Origin of the sequence: Roseivirga echinicomitans (assembly GCF_001592935.1) — a bacterium.
Lineage (GTDB): Bacteria > Bacteroidota > Bacteroidia > Cytophagales > Cyclobacteriaceae > Roseivirga > Roseivirga echinicomitans.
In genome coordinates this window covers 602,965-624,648 of the sequence record NZ_LRDB01000050.1, presented here as the reverse complement: position 1 = coordinate 624,648, position 21,684 = coordinate 602,965, and the positions used below count along the sequence as shown (strand labels likewise).

Below are 21,684 nucleotides of genomic sequence, written 5' to 3'. Positions count from 1 at the left end.
CGCTAATCGGGTTTTTTAGTTTAACTTTTTAACTTGCTGGAATGAAATCAAAACTGTGGAGTTTACTTTTTTGGATGGTCATTGCTGCGGCCTTTATTGGCCCCGGCACCGTAACGACAGCAGTGGCCGCTGGTGCAGGCTATGGCTACAGCTTACTTTGGGCATTGGTCTTTTCTATTTTTGCCTGTATCATCTTACAAGAATCGGCTGCGAGAATAACTATTGCTTCTGAACTCACCTTGGGCGAAGCAATTAAAGATAGGTTTAAGTCGCAGCGTGTAGCACTGAGTATTGGTGTAGCTATATTTTTGGGTTGTGCGGCCTATGAAGCAGGCAATATTCTAGGGGCTATTTCTGGCGTTGCACTCATTTTTACGGGTGTGCAACCCGCAATTTTCACTTTGATTATTGTAGGCGCAAGTACCCTTGTACTGTGGAGCGGTAAAACGAAAACAGTAGCCAATATTATGGGCTTTGTGGTGGCCATTATGGGAGTCGCTTTTCTGATTTCGGGCTTAAGCACTCCCATTAACGGAGCTGATTTATTGAAAGGCGCTCTGGTGCCTTCCTTACCCGAAGGCTCCATTTTGATCACTTTAGGCTTGGTAGGAACCACTATTGTTCCTTATAATATCTTCATGGGGTCGGGCTTGGCCAAAGGACAAAGCTTGTCTTTTATGCGTTTTGGTTTGGTACTGGCTATTTTAATTGGTGGACTTATCTCTACGGCTATTTTGTTGGCCGGTGCTTCATTAGTGGGGGAATTCAGCTTCGAGAATTTAGCAGCTACTTTGACAAAGAATAATGGTGTTTGGATGTCCTATACTTTTGCAATTGGCCTTTTTGCGGCAGGTTTTACTTCTAGCATTACAGCACCACTGGCGGCAGCCATTACTTTAAAGAGTGTGGCCAAAAGCGAAAAAGGTTGGGAAGCCAATGGCTTAAAATATAGACTGACTTGGGGGAGTGTAATGCTCACAGGTTTGGTTTTCGGTATGACGGGGGTGAAGCCCATTCCTGTAATAATTTTGGCGCAAGCGGCCAACGGGTTGATCCTTCCCGTGATCGCTATTTTTCTTTGGTTGATCTGTAATAATGTAACGTATCTCAAAGTCCATAGGAATGGATTGATTATGAATTTGGCTATGCTGATTACGGTTTTCGTTGCCAGCGTTTTGGGCTTTATTAATGTTTTTAAAGCGGGTTATGCTACTGTGGGGAGTGGCTTCGCATTTGAAGGCTTAAATCAAATGGCTATACTTACCTTGTCCGTTTTGGTTACTTTTCTGGCGGGTTGGAAAGTAATGAAAGAGAGGTTGCAATAGCTTATTCAACAAGTAAAAGTATTGGTAAATATGGTTTCTAGAATTTCTTTCGTTCTGTGCTCAGTGCTGATTTCAATAGTATTGCTCAGCGCCCAGCTTCCAAATGATCATCAATTAAAACATGCACCAAAACTTACAGTTACCGAGCTTGATTTTGGAACAGAGGCCGTTACATTTTGCATGCACGAAGGAGTTAAAGTAAGATTCAAACTTGCTTTGGATGATTTCGAAACAGAGGATGTAAAAGTAAAGAAATCCAAAGGTGAGGTAGACTTGAAAACTTGGGAAGCCGAAACGTTTACCTACTTGATCAATCCTAAAGCGGAAGCCTTTGAGGTGGAGGTTTGGGTGAAGATGAAAGATGTAGACCAAATTCATGTACCTGTAATAGATGGGAAGGTGGCGGCTTATGATGCTTCAGGTGCTTATAATACAACAAATGCCAAATGGAGATCGGTCAAAGAAATGTATGAAGTAGAAGGAGATTATGTAAAGGTGATTTCCAACTGGAAACTATTTGGCCGTATTTGTGAGTAGGACTTTGACTTTGCAAGTGGGAAAAGTAATGTTAGCGTAACACGAATTGGTGGAAATTAACCGTGCAATACATGAAATATCGCTTAATTTTGCACAAAAAAGGAAGCGATATGAAGTTGTGGAGATTAGTGGTAGTGGTTTGTTTTTTGGCAACAGCTTGTGGAGGAGGAGGGGATGTCCCAACGCCAGATCCGGTGGTAGAAACCCCAAATTACGATGCTTGTCTGCCAGAAGTTGGAGAGAGTACTTTAGAAGTGGTTACTTGGAATGTTGAAAATTTTCCGGTGCACACCAATACTGCGGTCGCGGTAAAAACAATCATTGAAGATACCGATGTGGACGTAATCGCGCTTCAAGAGATTACCTCAAAGTCAGAATTTAATGCCCTTGTTGATGCTTTAGATGGCTGGTCTGGTCATGTTGAAGATTATGCAGGCTCACAGTGGGTGGGGTATATGTATAAGACTTCTGAAATCACTGTGTTGACACAACCTGAAAACCTATTTCCAGAAAGTAGCAATGACGATTACAATTTTGCTTTTACTTCGGCAAGAAGACCTTTGTACATGAAGTTTCAGCACACCAATGGATTGGTAGTTAATATTATCAATGTGCATATGAAGTGTTGCAGTGGCTCCGAGGACAGAAGAAGAAGTGGTGCGATGTTACTGAAAGACTATATTGATACTAATTTACCGAATGAGAATGTGATTTTACTCGGAGATTTCAATGATGAAATTGTAGATCAAGCAGATAATGTTTATCAGAATTTTATCGATGACAATGCGAACTACAAGTTCACTACCATGCCGATTGCTCAAGGTGCTTCAAGTGGATGGTCTTACCCTTCTTGGCCAAGCCAAATCGATCAAATACTAATAACCAATGAGTTATTTAGTAAGGCAACTGAAACCTTGGTTTTGACATTAGATAACTGCCAAACTACATTTGGTTCTCAAGTTTCCGACCACAGGCCTGTAATGATTCGATTGAATAATAATTAGAACCAATACCTTTAGAGAAATCGCCCTTCCAAGAGTTCCTTGGAAGGGCGATTTTGTTTTATAGCCTTTGTAAGATGCTTTAAGCTACAGCTTGATCAACTCAACCGTGAATAGATTCTGATTTACCGTAGCGTTGTATGATCTCGCCTTCGATTTCAATCAGTTCTTTCCATTGTTTGTCAACATCTAAACCTTCACCATACTTTCTGGCAAAACCGAGAAATGTGGTGTAGTGGCCAGCCTCACTTACCATTAACTGGTAATAGAATTTAGATAGCTCCTCGTCCTTGATGTTTTCAGAAAGTACTTTAAAGCGCTCGCAACTGCGGGCCTCAATCATGGCAGAAAATAGTAGTCGATTGACCAAACTTTGCTGCCGATTCCCTCCTTTGATCCGCGCTTTGAACAGTTCATTGACATAACTGTCTTTTCGTTCTCGGCCTAAAGTGTAGCCGCGTTTTTTAATAATATCGTGCACCATTCTAAAGTGATCCAGTTCTTCTTGGGCCAATAGGAGTAATTCCGTCACTAGTTCAGTATGTTCGGGGTTGCCAGCAATAATGGTAATCGCATTTGTGGCTGCCTTTTGTTCACACCAGGCATGATCAGTTAGAATTTCTTCAATGTTAGTTTCTGCTAAATGTGCCCAACGTGGATCGGTGGCAAGTTTTAAACCGAGCATATCAATTTGATTTTTTAAGAAGTGCAAAAATAGACTTAAGCCTCATGGATTAATAATTATGAAGCGGTTTTATCACATTAATACGGAGGATTGAGAAGGTTTACTTCAACAATTCCTCAAACACCTTCTGAACATACACAGTGATTGTCCCTAAGTATTCAAAGTTGATAGTTTCAAAAGTGTCGGTTGGTTTGTGGTAATGCGGAGTAGTGTCTTTGTTTACGTATTCTTCGGTTAAACCAATGGCATTAAAACCTGCGTTTCTGAAAGAGCGGTGATCGGTAGAAGTTACAGTAGACATATGAATCGGGAACTCATAACCATAATCTTTCGCCACTTTTAAGTAATGACCTTTTAGTGTTTCTGTAGGCATTTCTAACTCAAAACCACGATCGCCATCATTGTCCCAACCCATTTGGTCAATGGTGTGTACCGAAACAATATTGAAGTTCTCATCCTTTAATTTTTTCGCGTAAGCCTTACTACCAATTAAGCCACGCTCTTCTTCATCGAAGAAAACAATCTTCACATTGTACTTACGTAAATTCAAACCTGCAATATGCTTGGCTACGGAATAGACCAAAGCAGTGCCCGAAGCATTATCATTCGCCCCAGGGCAATCTTTTACAGAATCATAATGAGCACCCAAAACTACCCATTCATCGGTTTTTGTGGTGGCCATAATGGTTCCTACCACATTATTTCCTGTCGCGCTGTAGTTCTCAATTTCAACTTGATCGATAAATTTTGAGAGTTCTGTTTTTAGAAACTCTGCCACCATTTCACGTGATTCTTGTGCATGACGGTCTTTTAGTTTTGTATTGCCTTTGATTTCCATGTGCCCAGTAAGCTTAGAGGTTAAGTCTACTTGCTCTGCAAGTTTTTGCCCTTGAAAGGCCATTGAATTGAAAGAAAGGAGAAGAATTGCAGCAACTATAAAATTCAATTTACGGGTCATGGCTTAAGCTTTTTTTGAGCTCACAATTTAAGGTATTCCTCAATGATAAAAACAAGAATGTCGGTTGAATGGCTTTTCACTTCAGTTTCTGGATAGAAAAGTAGCCTCAAATGGAAAATTCTAATTTTCTGTTTGCTTTGGAAAAATCCTTTCCTAGATTTGGGGCATAATGAGAAACACAAATTTACATAGCGCATGGTGGTGGCATTTAACTGAACTCAGTTGATGTGAACTCATGCTATATGTAATCTAACGATACTCAAAAGCCTGCTTCACGCAGGCTTTTTTTGTTTTAGGCCATTGAAGAACCGAAAAATGAACAAGATTAAATTAAATACTACCTCGCAAAAACTATTGGCAGATACGGTCACTCCGGTGAGTATTTACTTGAAGTTGCGCGACAAATACGAGAACCCAATTTTATTGGAAAGCTCTGATTATCATGGAAATGACAATAGCTTTTCTTATATCTGTTGCGAACCGCTGGCCAGTTTTAGGTTGAAGGATGGTCTGTTGACAAAGCAGTTGCCCGGTCAAGCTGAAACACAATATCATGTCGAGAATAGTAAAGTAGGCGATGAACTGAGTGCTTTTTCAAAAAGCTTCGAATCCGATGATAACCCTTATAAATTCATCAATAATGGCCTTTTCGGTTACATTGGTTACGATGCTGTCAAGTATTTTGAGAACATTCCTGTGAACGAAAAGAAGGAAGATCAATATGGGATTCCTGATGTGCTTTACCATGTGTATCGCTATGTCATCGCCATCGATCATTTCAAAAACGAACTCTATGTTTTTGAGCATTCACCAGAAGGAACTGCGCCCAAGGGTTTGGAGCCTATTATCAATTTGGTGAACAATAAGAACTACCCTTCTTATGAATTCAAAACGGTAGCCGAAGAAAGTTCTAACTATACGGATGACGAATTTTTGAACATCATTCAAAAGGGAATTGACCACTGTCACAGAGGAGATGTATTCCAGATTGTGCTTTCGAGAAGATTTCAGAAGGGCTTTAAGGGAGATGAATTCAACGTATATCGTGCCTTAAGGTCAGTGAATCCTTCGCCTTACCTTTTCTACTTTGACTATGGCAGCTTCAAGATATTCGGTTCTTCGCCCGAAGCACAATTGGTGATTAAAGATGGTGAAGCCACTATCCACCCCATTGCAGGTACTTTCAAACGTACCGGAAATGATGAAGCCGATGCGGAATTAGCAAAAGCACTACACAACGACCCAAAGGAAAATTCAGAACACGTCATGTTGGTAGACTTGGCCCGTAATGACCTAAGCCGCGCTGGATCGAATGTGAAAGTGGGTACCTACAAAGAAATTCAATACTACTCGCATGTCATTCACTTGGTATCGAAGGTGACGGGAACACTTAATCCTGATGTGCTTTCAACTGATATGGTAACTGGTACTTTTCCAGCTGGAACACTTTCTGGAGCACCGAAAGTACGTGCCATGCAGCTGATCAACGAATACGAAAAAACCAGACGTGGCTATTACGGTGGCGCTATCGGCTTCATGGGTTTCGATGGCAATTTCAACCATGCCATTATGATCCGTTCTTTCCTGAGCAAAAACAGCAATCTACACTTTCAAGCAGGCGCTGGTGTAGTCGCTAAATCAGATAAGGCTTCTGAGTTGCAAGAAGTAAACAATAAACTAGGAGCGTTGAGGAAGGCGATTGAAATGGCTGAGGATATTAGGTAGGCAGTGAATCAGTGGATCAGAAATCAGTGGATCAGGAATTAGAAACGAAGAAAAATATAATCAGATGAAGAGTTTTAAGGATTTAGAAGCTTGGAAAAAGGGGCGTGTCCTAAGGGTCGATATATCGGCTTTGACAAAGACTTTTCCTGTCGAGGAGAAATTCAAACTTGTTGATCAACTGATCAGGGCTTCACGATCTGTTACTGCAAATTTAGCTGAAGGCTACGGAAGGTTTCATTATCAGGAGAACATCCAGTTTTGTAGGGTCTCAAGAGGTTCTTTGACTGAAATACAAGACCACATAACTGTTGCTTATGATGAAGGATACATTAATGAGGAACTAGCAAAGAAGTACGATGAACAAGTGGAAGAATGCATTAGGATAATCAATGGTTACATTAACTATTTAATAAAATCGAAGGGAACAAACCCGAACTCCTGATTTCTGATTCACTGATAACTGATAACTGAACAAAATGAAGATACTAATACTAGATAACTACGATTCATTCACCTACAACTTGGTGCATTACCTGCGTGAGTTGGCAGAGGGAGCCGAAATGACCGTGGCACGAAACGATCAAATTACACTAGACGAAGTGGAGGCTTACGATAAGATTTTGCTTTCGCCTGGGCCAGGAATTCCAGAAGAAGCGGGAATTATGCCTGAATTGATCAAGCGTTACGGTGCAACCAAAAGCATTTTGGGAGTTTGCTTGGGGCATCAAGCCATTGCCGAAGCCTATGGAGCCTCACTTTATAATATGGCTGAAGTGCTGCATGGCGTTTCAAGCAAAATTAAAGTGGTGAAGCCTGACGACAGACTATTCAATGGGATTCCAAGCGAATATGAAATTTGCCATTACCACAGCTGGAATGTAAGTAAGGAGGATTTAGGAAGTGAACTTGAAGTCACCGCCTATGACGAACTCGGTGAAATCATGGCGATCAGTCATAAGGAGTATGATGTAAAGGGCGTACAGTTTCACCCAGAATCCATCATGACAGAGTATGGGCATAAATTGCTTGAGAATTGGCTCAATGATTCAGTAAACAGTGAAACGGTGATCAGAAAACAGGAATTCACTTCACTGACTAAACCCTGATCCACTGATTTTCTGATTCCTGATAACTAACAAGACAAGATGAAAGACATATTAAACCAACTTATAGAATATAAATCGCTGGATAAAACCACAGCAAAGGAGATTTTGATGAACCTCACACTGGGGAAATACAATCAAAGTCAAGTGGCGGCATTTCTTACCGTGTACTTAATGCGAAGCATCACGGTAGAAGAACTCGAAGGTTTTCGGGATGCGATGCTGGAACTTTGCGTGCCGGTAGATATTCCAGAATACGATGCCATCGATCTTTGCGGTACTGGCGGAGACGGAAAGAACACCTTTAACATTTCCACACTAAGCTCCTTTATTGTGGCTGGTGCAGGGCAGAATGTAGCCAAGCACGGAAATAATGGCGTGTCCTCTGTTTCTGGTTCTTCTAACCTGATGGCGCATTTCGGTTACGAATTCACCAACGATATTGGTAAGCTGAAAAGGAGTTTGGATGAAAGCGGAATTGCCTTTTTGCATGCACCACTTTTTCACCCAGCCATGAAAAACGTAGCACCCATTCGAAGAGACTTAGGCGTAAAAACCTTCTTCAATATGTTGGGGCCAATGGTGAATCCTTCGTTCCCGAAAAAACAATTGGTGGGTGTGTTTAGTCTAGAGTTGGCCAGATTATACGGCTACCTTTACCAAAAAACCGATAAGCAGTTTGTGATTTTACATGCGCTGGATGGCTATGATGAAATTTCATTGACAGGAGGCTTTAAGAAAATCACGCATTTACAAGAAGAAATTGTTCAACCTGAAGATTTAGGATTAACTCGAATTCAGCCCGAAGCTATTTTTGGTGGTGAAACGGTAGAAGAATCGGCTAAGATTTTCGAGAAGATATTAAAAGGCGAAGGCACAAAAGCTCAAAACGAAGTGGTGATTGCGAACTCGGCCATGGCTTTACAGTGCGGTAAAGGCTATAGCACTGAAGAAGCCGTTGGCCACGCACGGGAATCACTCGAATCGGGGAAGGCATTGAAGGCATTTAAAAAGATACTTGACTTGTAGTTATTAGTGTATGAGAAATGAGTTATGAGGAAAAGGGAATCCTTCTTTTTGATTTCGAATTCAGCAGAAAAGATTGAACTACCTCAGTGACTTAATAACCAATAACTAATAACCAATAACTAACACAGAATGGACATACTACAAAAAATAATCGCACACAAAGAGAAGGAAGTAGCCGAACGGAAAGGGCTTTTTCCTCCTAAGTTATTAGAGCAGAGCATATACTTCGAGAGCAAAACCGTTTCGTTGAAAAAGTATTTGCTGCGTGAAGATAAATCTGGAATAATAGCTGAGTTCAAGCGTAAATCGCCTTCGAAAGGAATGATTAATGCGCATGCGAAGGTAGAACGCACTACTATTGGTTACATGCAGGCAGGCGCTTCGGCACTTTCTGTATTGACGGATTCTGAGTTTTTCGGAGGAAAGAACGAAGACCTTTCTACAGCCAGAAAATTCAACTTCTGCCCAGTACTTAGAAAGGACTTTATCATTGATGAATATCAGATCATTGAAGCCAAGTCAATAGGGGCTGATGCTATTTTGCTGATTGCAGCCGCTTTGACTCCAGAACGATTGAAGGAATTAGCTGCATTTGCCAAAACGCTTCATTTAGAAGTGCTGATGGAAATTCATAATGAGGAAGAGTTGCATCCTTATCTCTCGCCAGATTTGGACGTGGTAGGAGTAAACAACCGCAACCTCAAGACTTTCGAAACCAGTATTGAAACTTCAAAAATGTTGGTGGACAAAATCCCGAACGAATTTGTGAAGATTTCAGAAAGCGGTATTAGCGACCCTGCTACGATTGTTGAGTTGAAAAAGGTAGGCTTCCAAGGCTTTTTAATTGGAGAAACCTTTATGAAAACGGGACGGCCAGAGCGTGCAGCTGCGGAATTTATCGAGGCAGTTCAGAAACAGCTTTCAGTGTAAAAAGGAAAAAAGTTGATCAGTTAATCAGAAAACAGGAAATCGGGGAACCTATATTCTCATTGAAAGTTCTCTCTAACTACTAACTACTAACTACTAACTACTAACGATGAAACTAAAAGTCTGCGGCATGCGAGAAAGCACCAATATCAGCGAGCTGTTAAAGCTACAGCCTGACTATATGGGCTTTATTTTCTACGGAAAGTCGAAGCGTGATGTAGCAGATGGTTTGGATGCTCAGTTGTTAAATGCTTTTCCTTCCAGTACAGAAAAGGTAGGTGTGTTTGTAAACGCAGCACTTGATTTTGTGAAAGAGAAAGTAATTCAGTTTGGATTAGATTTAGTCCAGCTACACGGTGACGAAGCTCCTGAATATTGTGCTGACCTAAATGCGAGTGGTGTTAAGGTAATGAAAGTGTTTTCAGTAGGAGAAAGCTTTGATTTCGGTGAGTTGGAAGCGTATAAGCCTAATGTCGATTTCTTCCTTTTTGATACCAAAGGAAAAGAAAGAGGGGGGAATGGAGAGCTGTTTAACTGGGAGTTACTGAATGAATACGATGGGGGGATTCCTTACTTCTTGAGTGGAGGAATTGACTTAGAAAACATTGAATCGTTAAGCGATTTGAAAGTTCAACCTTATGCAATTGATGTCAACTCAAAGTTTGAGATTGAGCCTGGGTTGAAGGATGTGGAGAGGTTGAAGGAGTTGAAAGTGAGATTGCTTCGTGCCTCGCAATGACGGTTCAAGTAGGTAGTGTGCGTGGGAGTTTCGATGAGGAAACAAGAAGTAGAGTAAAGTTTAGAAAATAAAGAAATGAAAGTACAAGTAGACGAAAGAGGGTATTATGGAAATTTTGGTGGAGCATTCATTCCTGAAATGCTTTACCCAAATATTGAAGAACTACGAGAGAACTACGAACAGATTGTTCAGGCGCCTGATTTTCAAAAGCAATTCAATCACTTGCTTCGTGATTTTGTCGGTCGCCCAACTCCCCTATATTTAGCCGAGCGTTTGTCTGAGAAGTATGGAGCGGAAATCTACCTTAAAAGAGAAGACCTTTGCCATACAGGAGCGCATAAGGTGAACAATACGGTAGGTCAGATTCTACTGGCGCAAAAGCTAGGCAAACAGAAGATCATCGCAGAAACTGGCGCAGGTCAACATGGGGTAGCAACCGCTACGGTTTGCGCTCTAATGGGTATTGAATGCATTGTGTACATGGGCAAAGTGGACATGGCGCGGCAAAAACCAAACGTAGAGCGGATGCGTATTTTAGGCGCTGAAGTCCGCCCGGCTAAAAGTGGTAGCAAAACCCTAAAAGATGCCACCAACGAGGCCATGCGTCACTGGATCAATAACCCAACCGACACGCACTACATTATCGGTTCGGTAGTAGGACCTCACCCATATCCTGAAATGGTGGCTCGTTTTCAGTCGGTCATAAGCAAAGAAATTAAAGCCCAACTGTTAGAAAAGAAAGGTAAGCAAAATCCAGACTACGTGATTGCCTGCGTGGGTGGTGGAAGTAATGCGGCTGGTGCGTTCTATCATTATTATAATGAAGAAGATGTGAGACTGATAGCTGTTGAAGCCGCTGGTTTAGGAAATCAAACAGGACATTCGGCAGCGACCACCGTTTTAGGGAAACCGGGTGTTCTTCATGGCAGCAAAACACTTTTAATGCAGACGGAAGACGGCCAAGTCATAGAGCCCTATTCAATTTCGGCTGGTTTGGATTACCCTGGTATTGGCCCAGTGCATGCTCATTTGTTTGAAACCGGTAGAGCTAAATTCTACAGCGTAACGGATGAAGAAGCCATGAAAGCTGGAATTCTATTGAGCCGAACAGAAGGAATTATCCCTGCGGTGGAAAGTGCGCATGCCTTTGCCGCGCTCAATCAAATGACATTTAATCCTTCCGATGTGGTGGTCATTAACCTTTCTGGCCGTGGCGATAAGGATTTAGAGACCTACATTAAATGGGGGAAATATTAATGGGTTGATAGTCTACAGTGCTCAGTGCTCAGTTTTAAAATCCCTGAGCACCGTGCACGAGTTACTAAGCACTAAAAACAATGAACAGAATAGATAAATTATTTCAGGACAAAAAGGAGCGCGTATTGAACGTGTACTTTACTGCGGGTTATCCTCAGCTGAACGATACCACGACAATTTTAGAAGCGCTTGAAACTTCGGGTGCCGACTTAATTGAAATTGGAATTCCATATTCCGATCCCATTGCCGATGGCCCGACCATTCAAGAAAGCAATGGGGTGGCTTTGGAAAACGGTATGAGTTTGAAAGTGCTGTTTAGCCAATTGAAAGACATTAGAGACAAGGTTTCGGTGCCGATTGTGCTGATGGGTTATGTAAACCCAATTGTGCAATTTGGCATGGAGAACTTTTGCGCCAAGTGCGAGGAAGTAGGGGTGGACGCAGTAATTCTACCTGACTTACCGATGTTTGAGTATTTAGAGATGTATAAACCAATGTTCGAAAAACATGGGCTGTACAATATCTTCTTAATCACTCCGCAGACTTCTGACGCCAGAATCAAGCAGGTTGACGAGAACTCAAACGGCTTTATCTACATGGTATCGTCAGCGAGTACCACTGGGGCAAAGACCAGCATTTCTCTAGATCAATCCGACTATTTCGCTCGCGTAAAAAATATGAACTTGAAAAACCCAACCCTCATTGGATTTGGAATCTCCAATGCTGAAACCTTTGACAAAGCCTGCGAAAATGCCAACGGAGCCATCATCGGTAGTGCTTTTATTAAAGCCATTTCGGAAGAAGGGAATTTGGAAGAGAAGATCTCTGGTTTTGTTAAATCTGTGAAGCAGTAGATCAGTGAATCAGAAAACAGTGATTAGAGACACCAAAAATATTTAAAGAAATTAGAATTCGTAGTTACTGTTCACCATCGACCAATGACTATTGACCAATGACTAAATCATGATTATACAATTCGAAAAAGACATTAATTCGGCCCAAAAAGAGGCCATTGTCAATAGAGTAAAGGGCTTGAAATATAAGCCGACCACCGTGATTACCCAAAAGGGAGAATACCTGATTGGTACCGGTAAGAAGGATTTCGATATCCGTGAAATCGGCCATATGGAAGGCATCAGCGATATTCATATCGTATCGGACGACTATAAACTGGTATCGAAAAAGTGGAAAGTAAAACCTACCATTATCGATCTTGGCGATGGCGTTGTCATTGAAGAAGGCGGTTTCCAGATTATGGCTGGGCCGTGCTCTATCGAAAGTGAAGACCAGATCAGAAAGGTGATTGGGCATTTGAAAGAAAACGGCATTTCTATTATGCGTGGAGGCGTATACAAGCCTCGAAGCTCGCCTTATTCCTTCCGTGGCTTGGGTATTGAAGGCCTACAACTGTGGTATCAATTGGCCAAAGAAGCGGGTATTAAAATCATTACTGAGGTAATGCAGGTTTCTCAAATAGCCGAAATGTACCCATACACCGATATTTATCAGGTAGGCGCAAGAAACACCCAAAATTTCAATCTTCTGGATGAATTGGGTAAAGTGGATAAGCCAGTAATGATCAAGCGTGGTATCTCTGGCACCATTGACGAACTGCTTTCTTCTGCGGAATATGTTTTCAGTGGAGGAAATGAAAGGCTTTTGCTTTGCGAAAGAGGTATCCGTACTTATGAAAGCGCCACAAGAAACACAATGGACTTGAATGCGATTGCTGTACTAAAGGAGAAAACGCATTTGCCAGTGATTTCAGATCCTTCGCATGGAATAGGTATTCGTGATTTTGTAGAACCTATCGCTTTGGCCAGTATTATGGCAGGTGCCGATGGCGTAATCTTCGAAACGCATGAAAAACCAGAAGAAGCTTATTCTGATGGCCAGCAAACGCTAAACTTCGAAGAATCGACAAAAATGATCAACCGAATGCGCAAGACCTTTGAGCTGAGAGAGAGTTTTTGAGTTGAGAGAGGCCTATAATTTTAAACCTGTTGGTCATCTAGACTGACAGGTTTTTATTTAAAAGTCAATTATGAAACTCTTAGTTGACTAGATATTTTCAGAAAAATACTTTTCAGCAATTTTATCTAGCATTTCAAAGGTGAGCGGTTTTTTGTCAAACTCTGCAATTTCAGGGATTTGCTGTGCCTTGTCTTTGTCGTCAGGGTCGTACGATGTCGTGAGCATCACAATGACGATCTGCTTTTTTATGCTCTCGTCTAGTTCCTGATAGGCTTCTATAAACCCCCATCCCCCCATTACAGGCATATTGATATCAAGGAAGATTAAAGAGGGAAGCGCGTTTTCTGTATTGGCGTATTGACCACTGTTGGTTAAATATTCAAGGGCTTGTTTTCCATCTAATGTAGTGATTACCTCCTCCGCCAACTCGGCCTTTTTTATAATCAATTGGTGAATGAAGTTGGTAGCATCATCATCATCGATCAGCAGTATGCAGTTTAACTTCTTATTCACAAATTTTAAGTTTTGGCAATGGTAAAATTAAAAGTACTTCCTTCACCTAACACAGAATCAACTCAAATGTTCCCAACGTATAATTCTACAATCTTTTTGTAATTGAATAGGTTTATTATGTCTGTCCATTCATTTTTACGTCTATTGTGAAGTCTTTCAAATTCTTTAAACTGATTATAAAAAATGGAGTTTGATCTTCTGAATTATAATATACATAATATCCACTTTTTTCGAAGGGCGAAAGTTACTTTTTATTTTAATAGATATAATCTTTGATAACCAGATGTTTTTCCGAAACTGTCGAGAAAAGCCAACAATGGTAAAAATTCGGTGTACCTTTGCCTCGCACTTCGAAATGGCTTGTGAAATTGACCAGACATTTCTTCTGCTTAATATTTTAACATAGTCAAATCACCAAGTGACAAGCCTCACCGTTTTGTGGGCGCTCTCGTTCACTTGTTTCGTAATTAATTTATATGTCATTTAAGTCATTAGGGCTTTCTGATTCGCTTTTACATGCGATCACAAAAAAGGGTTATACTGAGCCATCTCCCATCCAAACAAAAGCAATTCCACCCATTTTAGAGCGAAAAGACATTTTAGCGTCAGCTCAAACAGGAACAGGAAAAACGGCAGGCTTTGTTCTGCCTATGCTTCAGATTCTATCTGAATCCAAACAAGCAAAGAGAAGACCAGTGAGGGCTTTGATCTTAACGCCAACACGTGAACTTGCTGCTCAGATATATGAAAACGTAAAAGAATACAGTGAATTCCTAAGTATCGAGTCTACTGTGATTTTTGGTGGAGTAAACCAAAACCCTCAGGTACGTGCTTTGCGTAACGGAGTGGATATTTTGGTTGCCACACCAGGTCGTTTACTCGATTTGTACAACCAAAGGATGCTGTCTTTAAGTCAGGTAGAAATTTTAGTATTGGATGAAGCCGATAGAATGCTCGATATGGGCTTTTTACGCGACATCAAGAAAATATTGGCCTTAATGCCAGCAAAGCGACAGAACTTATTGTTCTCTGCTACTTTTTCTACAGAAATTAAGCATTTGGCAGGCAGCTTTATGACTGACCCCATTTTGGTGGAAGCTACACCAAAGAACACCGCAGCTGAATTGGTAATTCAAAAGGTATATCATGTAGATAAGGTCAAGAAAACCTCTTTGGTCACCAAGTTGATTTCTCAAGGCAACTGGAGTCAGGTGTTGATTTTCACAAGAACGAAACACGCGGCTAACAAGCTAAGCGAAAAACTGACTAAAAACGGAATTGCTTCTTTAGCGATTCATGGTAACAAAAGTCAAGGTGCTAGAACCAAGGCTTTGGAAGGTTTTAAGAATGGAACTACACGCGTTTTGGTTGCAACTGATATTGCAGCTAGGGGGTTGGATATTCCTTTACTTCCTCATGTAATCAACTTTGAGTTGCCGAACGTGTCCGAAGATTACGTGCATAGAATTGGCCGTACGGGTAGGGCAGGAGCAAGTGGTGAAGCCATTTCTTTGGTGAGCCACGATGAGCATGATTTAGTGCATGGCATTGAGAAGCTTTTGAGGCAAAAGCTTCAGATCGAAATTATGGAAGGTTACGAGCCAAGCGCTGCGCCTCCCGCACCGAAAGATGAGCCAAGAAGATCGGGTGGAGGCAGAAAGCCAGACTTCCGTAAAGGAGGTTCAGGTGGAGGTCAGGGCCAACGTAGTGGCGGTCAAGGCGGCCAAAGAAGAACTGATGGACGAGACGGAGGCCAGCGTAAATCTGGTGGTACTGGCGGACAACGTTCTGGCGGAGGCGGTAGCCCAAGAGGCAACTCAGGTGGCGAAGGATCAAGAGGAAACTCTAGCAGTCCGCGTTCAGGCGGTGGGGCTCCAAGAGGTAATTCTGGTGGTCAACGCAGCGGAAATTCAAGACCGAATAAAGGAAATAGAGATTAAGGCTAAACCCTTGATCAAGTAAAATATAAGGTCTGCTGATTTATTTCAGCAGACTTTTTTTGTGAGATATAAGCTGAGAGGGTTATCTGAAGTTTATTAATGAAGAATAGGGACAAGTGTCAAATCTTTATTGTTGATCAGACTTCCTTTATTTTAACTTTGCTTCTAATACCGTCACCCATGGGTAACCGACCCCTAATGTTGTGCAGGCAAAAACCTCAGAGTCAAGTGTTTTTCTCAGCCTAACAGTTAAAACTTGTCCCTCTGCACTGAAATTCTGATTATTCAAATTGTATGCCTTATACCTTAATCCATTTGAATTAGTTATTTTCTCAATTCTGTGTAAGTCGCTTTCTTTAAAATCAATGAGTATAAGTTTACAGTCAACACTAGTTCCAGCGGTGGTGACTTCATAAGTGTCAGAAGCAATATCTTCTTCATTCTTGTCGCACGAAATGCATAAAGCTGTCAATATTAGTAAGGCAAGTTTTCTCATCGGTCAATGGTTATACAACTAGATTAGACACTTTAACATTTAATTTGGTTGGAGTTTTTTTATGCTAAAGGCTTGCGTCCAAGAGTGAATATGTTCCGGTACATGACGTTCATATCTAGAAGTACTCTATGGCATACAGTACAAAGGCCCTATTTCAACCTCTATTTAAATATGTTTTTGTTCTTTCAGGCAATTCAGTGGTGTTGTATTCAAAATTTGAGGTCCATTCAATTTCACAGATGTTAAAGCCATCGAAGCATTCGGTGGGAGTGAGACTATAAGCTCTTAATGTAATTAGAAAGCGCTCTAGTCCACCAAAAGGGTAGTTGCCTGTAGAGCATTCAACGATGCCGGAATGTTCATTGATTCTTTCAAGCTTATCCATATCCACCTCAAAGTCGAATTCTAGATAATTGAAGATGGACAGCACTTCTTGAATGCCAAGCGCACCCAATTTCTCATTATCCTTTTGTAGATAGCTTTGTAGAAACTCATTTACGTAGGCTGGTATAAGCGCTATGTACCTGCGCTCTTCTGGCGCTTGATCTAAAAAATCAGATAGTTTTGCTACCGCCTTATCTACTTCGGCTTGCGTCATGCCATCCCAATCAAACTCAGGGCCTTCCTCATCTTCAAACTTAAAACCTGGTTGTCTTACCTTAACCATGTGTTCATACAGTGTTTCAAAATCTTGATACTTTGAACTGTCCTGAATATTGAATTTGATGTAAAGCATTTAACTGTTGATGATTTTTAACGAGAAGCTTAATGATAGTAGAAAATAACTTACCTGCTGAAGTTTAAGGAAGTAGAACCGCTTCTTTTCTTTCCCTGAGGTTACGAAGGGTCTAAAAACTACACTGCCACCTCAGGCATATACTTCGCCCATTTTTCGTTGACCGTGGCAATGCCCCATTTCATTAAATCATAATTAATGAAAACGGTAAGCGAGGTTAGCACAAAGCCAGCTATAAATACATAAGGAAAAGCATCAGCCCCTTGTTCATAGAGCATCTTCGTAGTTAAGCCAAAGCCTTGGCCAAATACACCTTGAGTAAGGTAAATGCCGAGGGTACTCATTTTAACAATGCTCGATCGTTTTTCCCATCGCTTCATTTGCTTTCTAAATATGGAATAAGGAATTACTGCTAAAAGGAATCCGTAGATCAGGAAGCCCGAGTGGAGAAACATTCCTTTATCGTTTTGTGGGTATTGGCTTAGAAGAAAGTAGCCTATTATAGCCAATCCAATGGGTATAAGTATTTTGGAACTGTTGAAATAGGATAGGAGCTCCTTGAAGAATTGTGTTTTAAATCGCTGAAGCAAACCATCTTCAATTGATTCTGCCAAAGTAGATAAGCCGTAAATCCCGAAGGAGGAATGTGCTTTCGTTATGGCCAAGTCAAAGTTCATGTTGGGTTTTTCTTCGAGCAATTCCTCTACTTTACTCGCCATGTGGTCAAGCGCTTCCATTTCCACTTCAATAGTATTGAAGCCTCGCTTATTGATAAACGCCTTGATTGCTGTTATTTGCTCAACGGTAAGCGACATGTTTCTTTATTTTTTGGTACTGTTTAAAAGCAATCGAATAGCTCAGGTAAATACAGGTGAAAAGAATAGTAAAGAAAACTGGGTAGAATAGGGATTGAGGTTTGATGCTGTCAATGGCGCCATGCATTTCTATGCCATTGAGTATGATGACATAAAAGAATAAACCGTTGAAGATGCTGATAAACGTTGTGTAGTTGTAAGGCCTATTTTTCCGATCGAAGAGTGAAAGTAACAATGGAATTATAACAGCACTAATGCTTAAGGTCTTTAAGGATTTCACCAAGCTTTCTGTTGGTAATGCACTGTAGAACATGAGATAGCAAGCTAGAAAGATAGCGCCTAGCGCCAGTATTCGAATGCTTGTTGCTGTGGCCACCAATTCTTTTAGCAGTTCACGGTGTACGGCAGAAGTAGAAGCTCGCATTCTCTTGCGCTGTATAGTTTTGCAATTAATAGCTTCGATGCTTTGGGTAAATGCTTTCGTGAAGGTCAAGTTTTCTTTGCTCATACCGTCTTCTACAGACGATGCAATGTGATCTACCAGTTCATGTTGAACATCATAATACCAAATATTTTGGTCCTTTACATAGGCTGTAATATGCTCAATTTGATAGTGCGCTAGTTTCATATCAGTTCTAGTTTAAGGTTGGGCAAGAAATTTAGAAGTGATCTTTTTATTAATGGTGGTTTTTCGCCAAATCATTTCAAGGCAAACCCAACCATAAATAATAAACAAAAAAGCACTTATGGAATGGATTGTCGCATTAGCCTCTAAAACTCTTAATAAACTAAAACGCTCGCCATATAAAATTCGACTTGTGATATCAGGTAAACCCTGTAGAACTGCAACAAGGAGTGTTGCGATCAATAGCACAATTCGATTGGTGTGACTCGTGTAAAACGGGAGCTTTCGTTTTCTGCATTTCGACTTAAAGCGCCATTGAATGATGTTGATTAGCCAAAAGGGCAAGCAAATGGCTAGAATTACAAGTGCAGAGAATAATGTTCTTGTTGTCGACACCTCGTTGAATACTAGAATCATACACAACACTAGAGTACTCTTGAATAAACCTTTTGGAGTTGAAAAAAAGGAAAGGTAAAGTAGGAGCGCCTCTTTGTAGATCCCTTTTCTGACAATTTTCTTTTGTTTATCTATTTCAGCACGTAATGCTTTCTCCCCTCCGAAACTTGGGATTATAACATCTTTTAAGAACTCCTTAATGCATAATGATCGATCTGTTCTTTCAATATAGGCTGTTGTAATGTGGTCATACAGTTCGTTGTAGAACTCTACCTCATCAACATCCAAGTCTGCAAGGTACAGCTGTATGGCTTTTGCTTCTAGTGCTGTCATATCATCTCTAGTTTAAAGGTGAAATTCTCTTTAAAAAGCTTAAGACAGGTAAAGCCAAACAACAAGACTAGTGTAGAAAAACATACGGTTATTGCTGGGTAAGCTGTTAGAAACTGACCGAAGTTATCTCTGCCTATAAATATTGGAATCAGGAGGTTTCCTACAATGCTCAAGGCATTAAATGGGATCACCATAAGTAAAAGAATTGAATAATTCAGGTCATTAGCTCTATAAGGTAGTTGCTGCTTTTTACAATCCTTATAAAATGAAAATACACCATACATCATGACTGAGGCTGGAATAAAAAGACCTAAAATTGCTGCGTATATGAGCACATATTTTTCGTCAAATCGATTTGATAAGGTTTGTAGTAAGATAAAAGATACCATAACAAAGCCTATGGCTGGCCAGCCAAACAGGCTAAGGAAAATCTCTTTTGCCCGTTTCAAAATTGCAATTCTCCTGATTTTACTCTGTTCATTCACAACATCTAGCATGCCTTGAACTCCACCAAAAGAGGGTTGAATAACTTCTCTGAAGTATTTTTTTACATCTTCTGGTTTGTCCTTTTCAATTGCCGTAGCAATATGATCGTAAAACTCCTCGAAAGGCTCTTGATGTCCAATGCCCACATCCTTGAGGTACTTCACCAATATGTTGTGCTGTGTGGTGGTTAGACTCATCCCATGCCTAATTTAGGGTTCAATAACTTTTGTAAATTCAACAGAAACTCTTCGAGTTCGGCCACTTTGGTTTGGGCTTCTGCATTACCTTCTTTGGTAAGGGAGTAGTATTTTCGGATGCGATTATCTACCTTTTGTGTTTCGGTAGAGAGCATTCCCTCGGCCTCTAATTTATGAAGGGTAGGGTATAAGGCACCTTCCGTGATTTTGAATTCACCTGCGGTAATTTCCTTTACACGTTGTGTGATTTCGTAACCGTACATTTTTTCGTTCTCTTTCAGCAGCTTGAGAATAATGGTGGCTAGACTTCCTTTTAATAGTTTACTCGATGACATACACAAGTATACATAATTTTCTTATGCATAAGAAACTTGGGTATGTTATTTTTTGTCGATGGCTTCGTTTATATAGTTCCTTCGCTTCTCATCCGCTAAAGCTTCTGCGAACGCGGTACCACTCAGGATGAAAAGGTGTGTGCAAATAAGTCACAAAAAGGGTAAGAGAGAAAGGGACTGGAGTTCCTGATTAATATGACGTCACAGGTTCGGAGAACCTGCGACAGGTGGTTGACTTGTGGTACGTGAAATTCCGAAGTCTCGGAACCTACGGAATGACTTACAATTCAATATTTTAACCCAAAGAACTAAAAATCAAATCTTCATCTCAGGAATATCACCTTCGATGATTAGCTTGCCTGCAGTGGCGGCTTTGATTTCTTCTACAGTTACGCCAGGTGCCCTTTCTAAAAGTCTAAAACCACCTTCGGGAAGGACATCCAAAACAGCTAAATCGGTTACGACTTTCTTAACGCAACGCAAACCCGTGATGGGTAAACTACATTTGCTCAAAAGTTTGGAGTCTCCACTGCGGCTACAATGCTGCATAGCCACGATAATATTGTCAGCAGAAGCTACAAGGTCCATGGCACCACCCATGCCTTTCACCATTTTGCCTGGGATTTTCCAGTTGGCGATGTCTCCATTTTCAGACACTTCCATGGCTCCCAAAATGGTAAGGTCAACATGGCCGCCTCTAATCATCTCGAAGCTCTGAGAAGAGCTGAAAAGTGCAGAGCCTTTGGTAGTGGTTACCGTCTGCTTCCCTGCATTGATTAAATCTGCATCTACCTCATCTTCTTCTGGAAAAGGGCCAATGCCCAATAATCCATTCTCAGACTGAAGCACCACACTAATGTTTTCAGGAATAAAATTGGCCACAAGGGTAGGAATGCCAATTCCCAAATTGATATAAGTACCATCTTGAACTTCCTGTGCTATTCTTTTCGCAATGCCTATTTTATCGAGTGCCATGGTGTTAATTTGAAAATTTGAGGATGTGTTGATTTGAAGATAAGATAATTTGAAAATTTGAGGATGTGTTGATTTGAAGATAAGATAATTTGAAAATTTGATGATGTGTTAATTTGATAATTATTCACTGAATCAGTTTTATGCATTATTTTGAAATCATCAAATTACCCAATCATCAAATCACGGATCTTTACTGCTGGATATTATTTTTGAGATGATCTTCGAGATAGAAACTAGGTCTGTTTTGATTGTTTCATCAAAAGGGTAACTAGGAGCCATTTCACAAAGTTTTAACCAGTACATTGTTTCGTCCGCTTCTTTTGCGGCAATTTTGAATTTATGAATAAAGTCTCTTTTGCTTTCGCTGTTCTGTGCTTCGTAAGTATTTGCTCCAATACTGGTGCCTGACTTTAGTAGCTGATTGGCGATTACTCTTTTCCCTTTGCTTTCTAGAAGCTCAGTGAATTCGATGATTTTAACTGAAAATGCTAAGGTCAAATCCACAATCAAGTTTGGTTTATCACTCCTCATTTTCGTTACCTTTAATTTTCAAATCATCAAATCGGCTAATTTTCAA

Annotated in this window: 25 protein-coding genes; 13 read left to right on the top strand and 12 right to left on the bottom strand. The window is 40.7% G+C overall.

The features are described from left to right. Positions 1-41: 41 nt before the first annotated feature. The 3 genes from AWN68_RS16890 to AWN68_RS16880 all read left to right on the top strand — a co-directional run bounded on the left by AWN68_RS16890 (position 42) and on the right by AWN68_RS16880 (position 2,866). The gene (locus AWN68_RS16890; protein ID WP_068418327.1) at positions 42-1,325 is read left to right on the top strand and encodes an NRAMP family divalent metal transporter; all 1,284 of its coding nucleotides are present in this window, start codon (positions 42-44) and stop codon (positions 1,323-1,325) included. A 30-nt stretch (positions 1,326-1,355) separates the two neighbouring features. Further along, the gene (locus tag AWN68_RS16885) at positions 1,356-1,862 is read left to right on the top strand and encodes a hypothetical protein (RefSeq protein WP_068418324.1); all 507 of its coding nucleotides are present in this window, start codon (positions 1,356-1,358) and stop codon (positions 1,860-1,862) included. A 71-nt stretch (positions 1,863-1,933) separates the two neighbouring features. Then, entirely contained in the window at positions 1,934-2,866 is a 933-nt protein-coding gene (locus AWN68_RS16880) for an endonuclease/exonuclease/phosphatase family protein (protein ID WP_068418320.1), read from the top strand. Between the two features lie 100 nt (positions 2,867-2,966). Here AWN68_RS16880 and miaE read toward each other — a convergent pair whose 3' ends face one another. Together miaE and AWN68_RS16870 are read right to left on the bottom strand one after the other, a co-directional pair. Then, a complete protein-coding gene (gene miaE / locus AWN68_RS16875) occupies positions 2,967-3,548 on the bottom strand; it encodes a tRNA-(ms[2]io[6]A)-hydroxylase (RefSeq protein ID WP_068418316.1) in 582 nt (193 codons plus the stop codon). A gap of 100 nt (positions 3,549-3,648) precedes the next feature. After that, complete coding sequence (locus tag AWN68_RS16870; RefSeq protein WP_068418313.1) at positions 3,649-4,506, bottom strand: M28 family metallopeptidase; 858 nt, start codon at positions 4,504-4,506, stop codon at positions 3,649-3,651. 315 nt (positions 4,507-4,821) lie between these two features. Between AWN68_RS16870 and AWN68_RS16865 the strand changes: the two genes are divergently transcribed. From AWN68_RS16865 to aroF, 9 genes are all read left to right on the top strand, one after another. After that, positions 4,822-6,231, top strand: a complete 1,410-nt coding sequence (locus AWN68_RS16865) for an anthranilate synthase component I family protein (protein ID WP_068418310.1) — start codon at positions 4,822-4,824, stop codon at positions 6,229-6,231. A gap of 64 nt (positions 6,232-6,295) precedes the next feature. Further along, positions 6,296-6,673 carry a four helix bundle protein gene (locus tag AWN68_RS16860; RefSeq protein WP_068418307.1) on the top strand — a complete coding sequence of 126 codons (378 nt, stop codon included), beginning with the start codon at positions 6,296-6,298 and terminating at the stop codon, positions 6,671-6,673. 34 nt (positions 6,674-6,707) lie between these two features. Next, positions 6,708-7,337, top strand: coding sequence for an anthranilate synthase component II (locus AWN68_RS16855; protein ID WP_068418304.1), 630 nt, complete (start codon positions 6,708-6,710; stop codon positions 7,335-7,337). Positions 7,338-7,376: 39 nt separating this feature from the next. After that, entirely contained in the window at positions 7,377-8,363 is a 987-nt protein-coding gene (gene trpD, locus AWN68_RS16850; RefSeq protein ID WP_068418302.1) for an anthranilate phosphoribosyltransferase, read from the top strand. A 129-nt stretch (positions 8,364-8,492) separates the two neighbouring features. Beyond that, positions 8,493-9,293 carry an indole-3-glycerol phosphate synthase TrpC gene (trpC, locus tag AWN68_RS16845; protein WP_068418299.1) on the top strand — a complete coding sequence of 267 codons (801 nt, stop codon included), beginning with the start codon at positions 8,493-8,495 and terminating at the stop codon, positions 9,291-9,293. 106 nt (positions 9,294-9,399) lie between these two features. Beyond that, a complete protein-coding gene (locus AWN68_RS16840; RefSeq protein WP_068418296.1) occupies positions 9,400-10,029 on the top strand; it encodes a phosphoribosylanthranilate isomerase in 630 nt (209 codons plus the stop codon). Between the two features lie 75 nt (positions 10,030-10,104). Beyond that, on the top strand, positions 10,105-11,286 hold the full coding sequence (trpB, locus tag AWN68_RS16835) for a tryptophan synthase subunit beta (protein WP_068418294.1): 1,182 nt from the start codon (positions 10,105-10,107) through the stop codon (positions 11,284-11,286). 80 nt (positions 11,287-11,366) lie between these two features. Continuing rightward, positions 11,367-12,140 carry a tryptophan synthase subunit alpha gene (gene trpA / locus AWN68_RS16830; RefSeq protein WP_068418292.1) on the top strand — a complete coding sequence of 258 codons (774 nt, stop codon included), beginning with the start codon at positions 11,367-11,369 and terminating at the stop codon, positions 12,138-12,140. Positions 12,141-12,249: 109 nt separating this feature from the next. Next, entirely contained in the window at positions 12,250-13,260 is a 1,011-nt protein-coding gene (aroF, locus tag AWN68_RS16825; RefSeq protein ID WP_062302305.1) for a 3-deoxy-7-phosphoheptulonate synthase, read from the top strand. 87 nt (positions 13,261-13,347) lie between these two features. Here aroF and AWN68_RS16820 read toward each other — a convergent pair whose 3' ends face one another. After that, positions 13,348-13,773 carry a response regulator gene (locus AWN68_RS16820; protein WP_068418289.1) on the bottom strand — a complete coding sequence of 142 codons (426 nt, stop codon included), beginning with the start codon at positions 13,771-13,773 and terminating at the stop codon, positions 13,348-13,350. A 476-nt stretch (positions 13,774-14,249) separates the two neighbouring features. On the opposite strand from AWN68_RS16820, the gene AWN68_RS16815 reads away from it, so the two are divergent. Further along, positions 14,250-15,713 (top strand): DEAD/DEAH box helicase, encoded by a 1,464-nt coding sequence (locus tag AWN68_RS16815; RefSeq protein WP_084362909.1) that lies wholly within the window; start codon positions 14,250-14,252, stop codon positions 15,711-15,713. 148 nt (positions 15,714-15,861) lie between these two features. Here the strand turns inward: AWN68_RS16815 and AWN68_RS16810 are convergent, their stop codons facing one another. The 9 genes from AWN68_RS16810 to AWN68_RS16770 all read right to left on the bottom strand — a co-directional run bounded on the left by AWN68_RS16810 (position 15,862) and on the right by AWN68_RS16770 (position 21,638). Further along, positions 15,862-16,209: a hypothetical protein gene (locus tag AWN68_RS16810; RefSeq protein WP_068418286.1), complete on the bottom strand. Its 348-nt coding sequence runs from the start codon at positions 16,207-16,209 to the stop codon at positions 15,862-15,864. Between the two features lie 154 nt (positions 16,210-16,363). Next, entirely contained in the window at positions 16,364-16,945 is a 582-nt protein-coding gene (locus AWN68_RS16805) for a hypothetical protein (protein ID WP_068418283.1), read from the bottom strand. A gap of 119 nt (positions 16,946-17,064) precedes the next feature. Beyond that, on the bottom strand, positions 17,065-17,760 hold the full coding sequence (locus tag AWN68_RS16800) for a hypothetical protein (protein WP_068418281.1): 696 nt from the start codon (positions 17,758-17,760) through the stop codon (positions 17,065-17,067). Beyond that, complete coding sequence (locus AWN68_RS16795) at positions 17,744-18,388, bottom strand: hypothetical protein (RefSeq protein WP_068418272.1); 645 nt, start codon at positions 18,386-18,388, stop codon at positions 17,744-17,746. Before AWN68_RS16795 ends, AWN68_RS16800 begins: the two co-directional genes overlap by 17 nt. A gap of 12 nt (positions 18,389-18,400) precedes the next feature. Beyond that, positions 18,401-19,114 (bottom strand): hypothetical protein, encoded by a 714-nt coding sequence (locus tag AWN68_RS16790; RefSeq protein ID WP_068418269.1) that lies wholly within the window; start codon positions 19,112-19,114, stop codon positions 18,401-18,403. Continuing rightward, positions 19,111-19,797: a hypothetical protein gene (locus tag AWN68_RS16785; RefSeq protein ID WP_068418266.1), complete on the bottom strand. Its 687-nt coding sequence runs from the start codon at positions 19,795-19,797 to the stop codon at positions 19,111-19,113. Before AWN68_RS16785 ends, AWN68_RS16790 begins: the two co-directional genes overlap by 4 nt. Next, positions 19,794-20,132, bottom strand: a complete 339-nt coding sequence (locus tag AWN68_RS16780) for a PadR family transcriptional regulator (protein ID WP_068418265.1) — start codon at positions 20,130-20,132, stop codon at positions 19,794-19,796. Before AWN68_RS16780 ends, AWN68_RS16785 begins: the two co-directional genes overlap by 4 nt. Positions 20,133-20,447: 315 nt before the next feature. Beyond that, positions 20,448-21,107: a 3-oxoacid CoA-transferase subunit B gene (locus tag AWN68_RS16775; protein ID WP_068418264.1), complete on the bottom strand. Its 660-nt coding sequence runs from the start codon at positions 21,105-21,107 to the stop codon at positions 20,448-20,450. 180 nt (positions 21,108-21,287) lie between these two features. Then, complete coding sequence (locus AWN68_RS16770; RefSeq protein ID WP_068418262.1) at positions 21,288-21,638, bottom strand: four helix bundle protein; 351 nt, start codon at positions 21,636-21,638, stop codon at positions 21,288-21,290. Between the last annotated feature and the right edge of the window lie 46 nt (positions 21,639-21,684).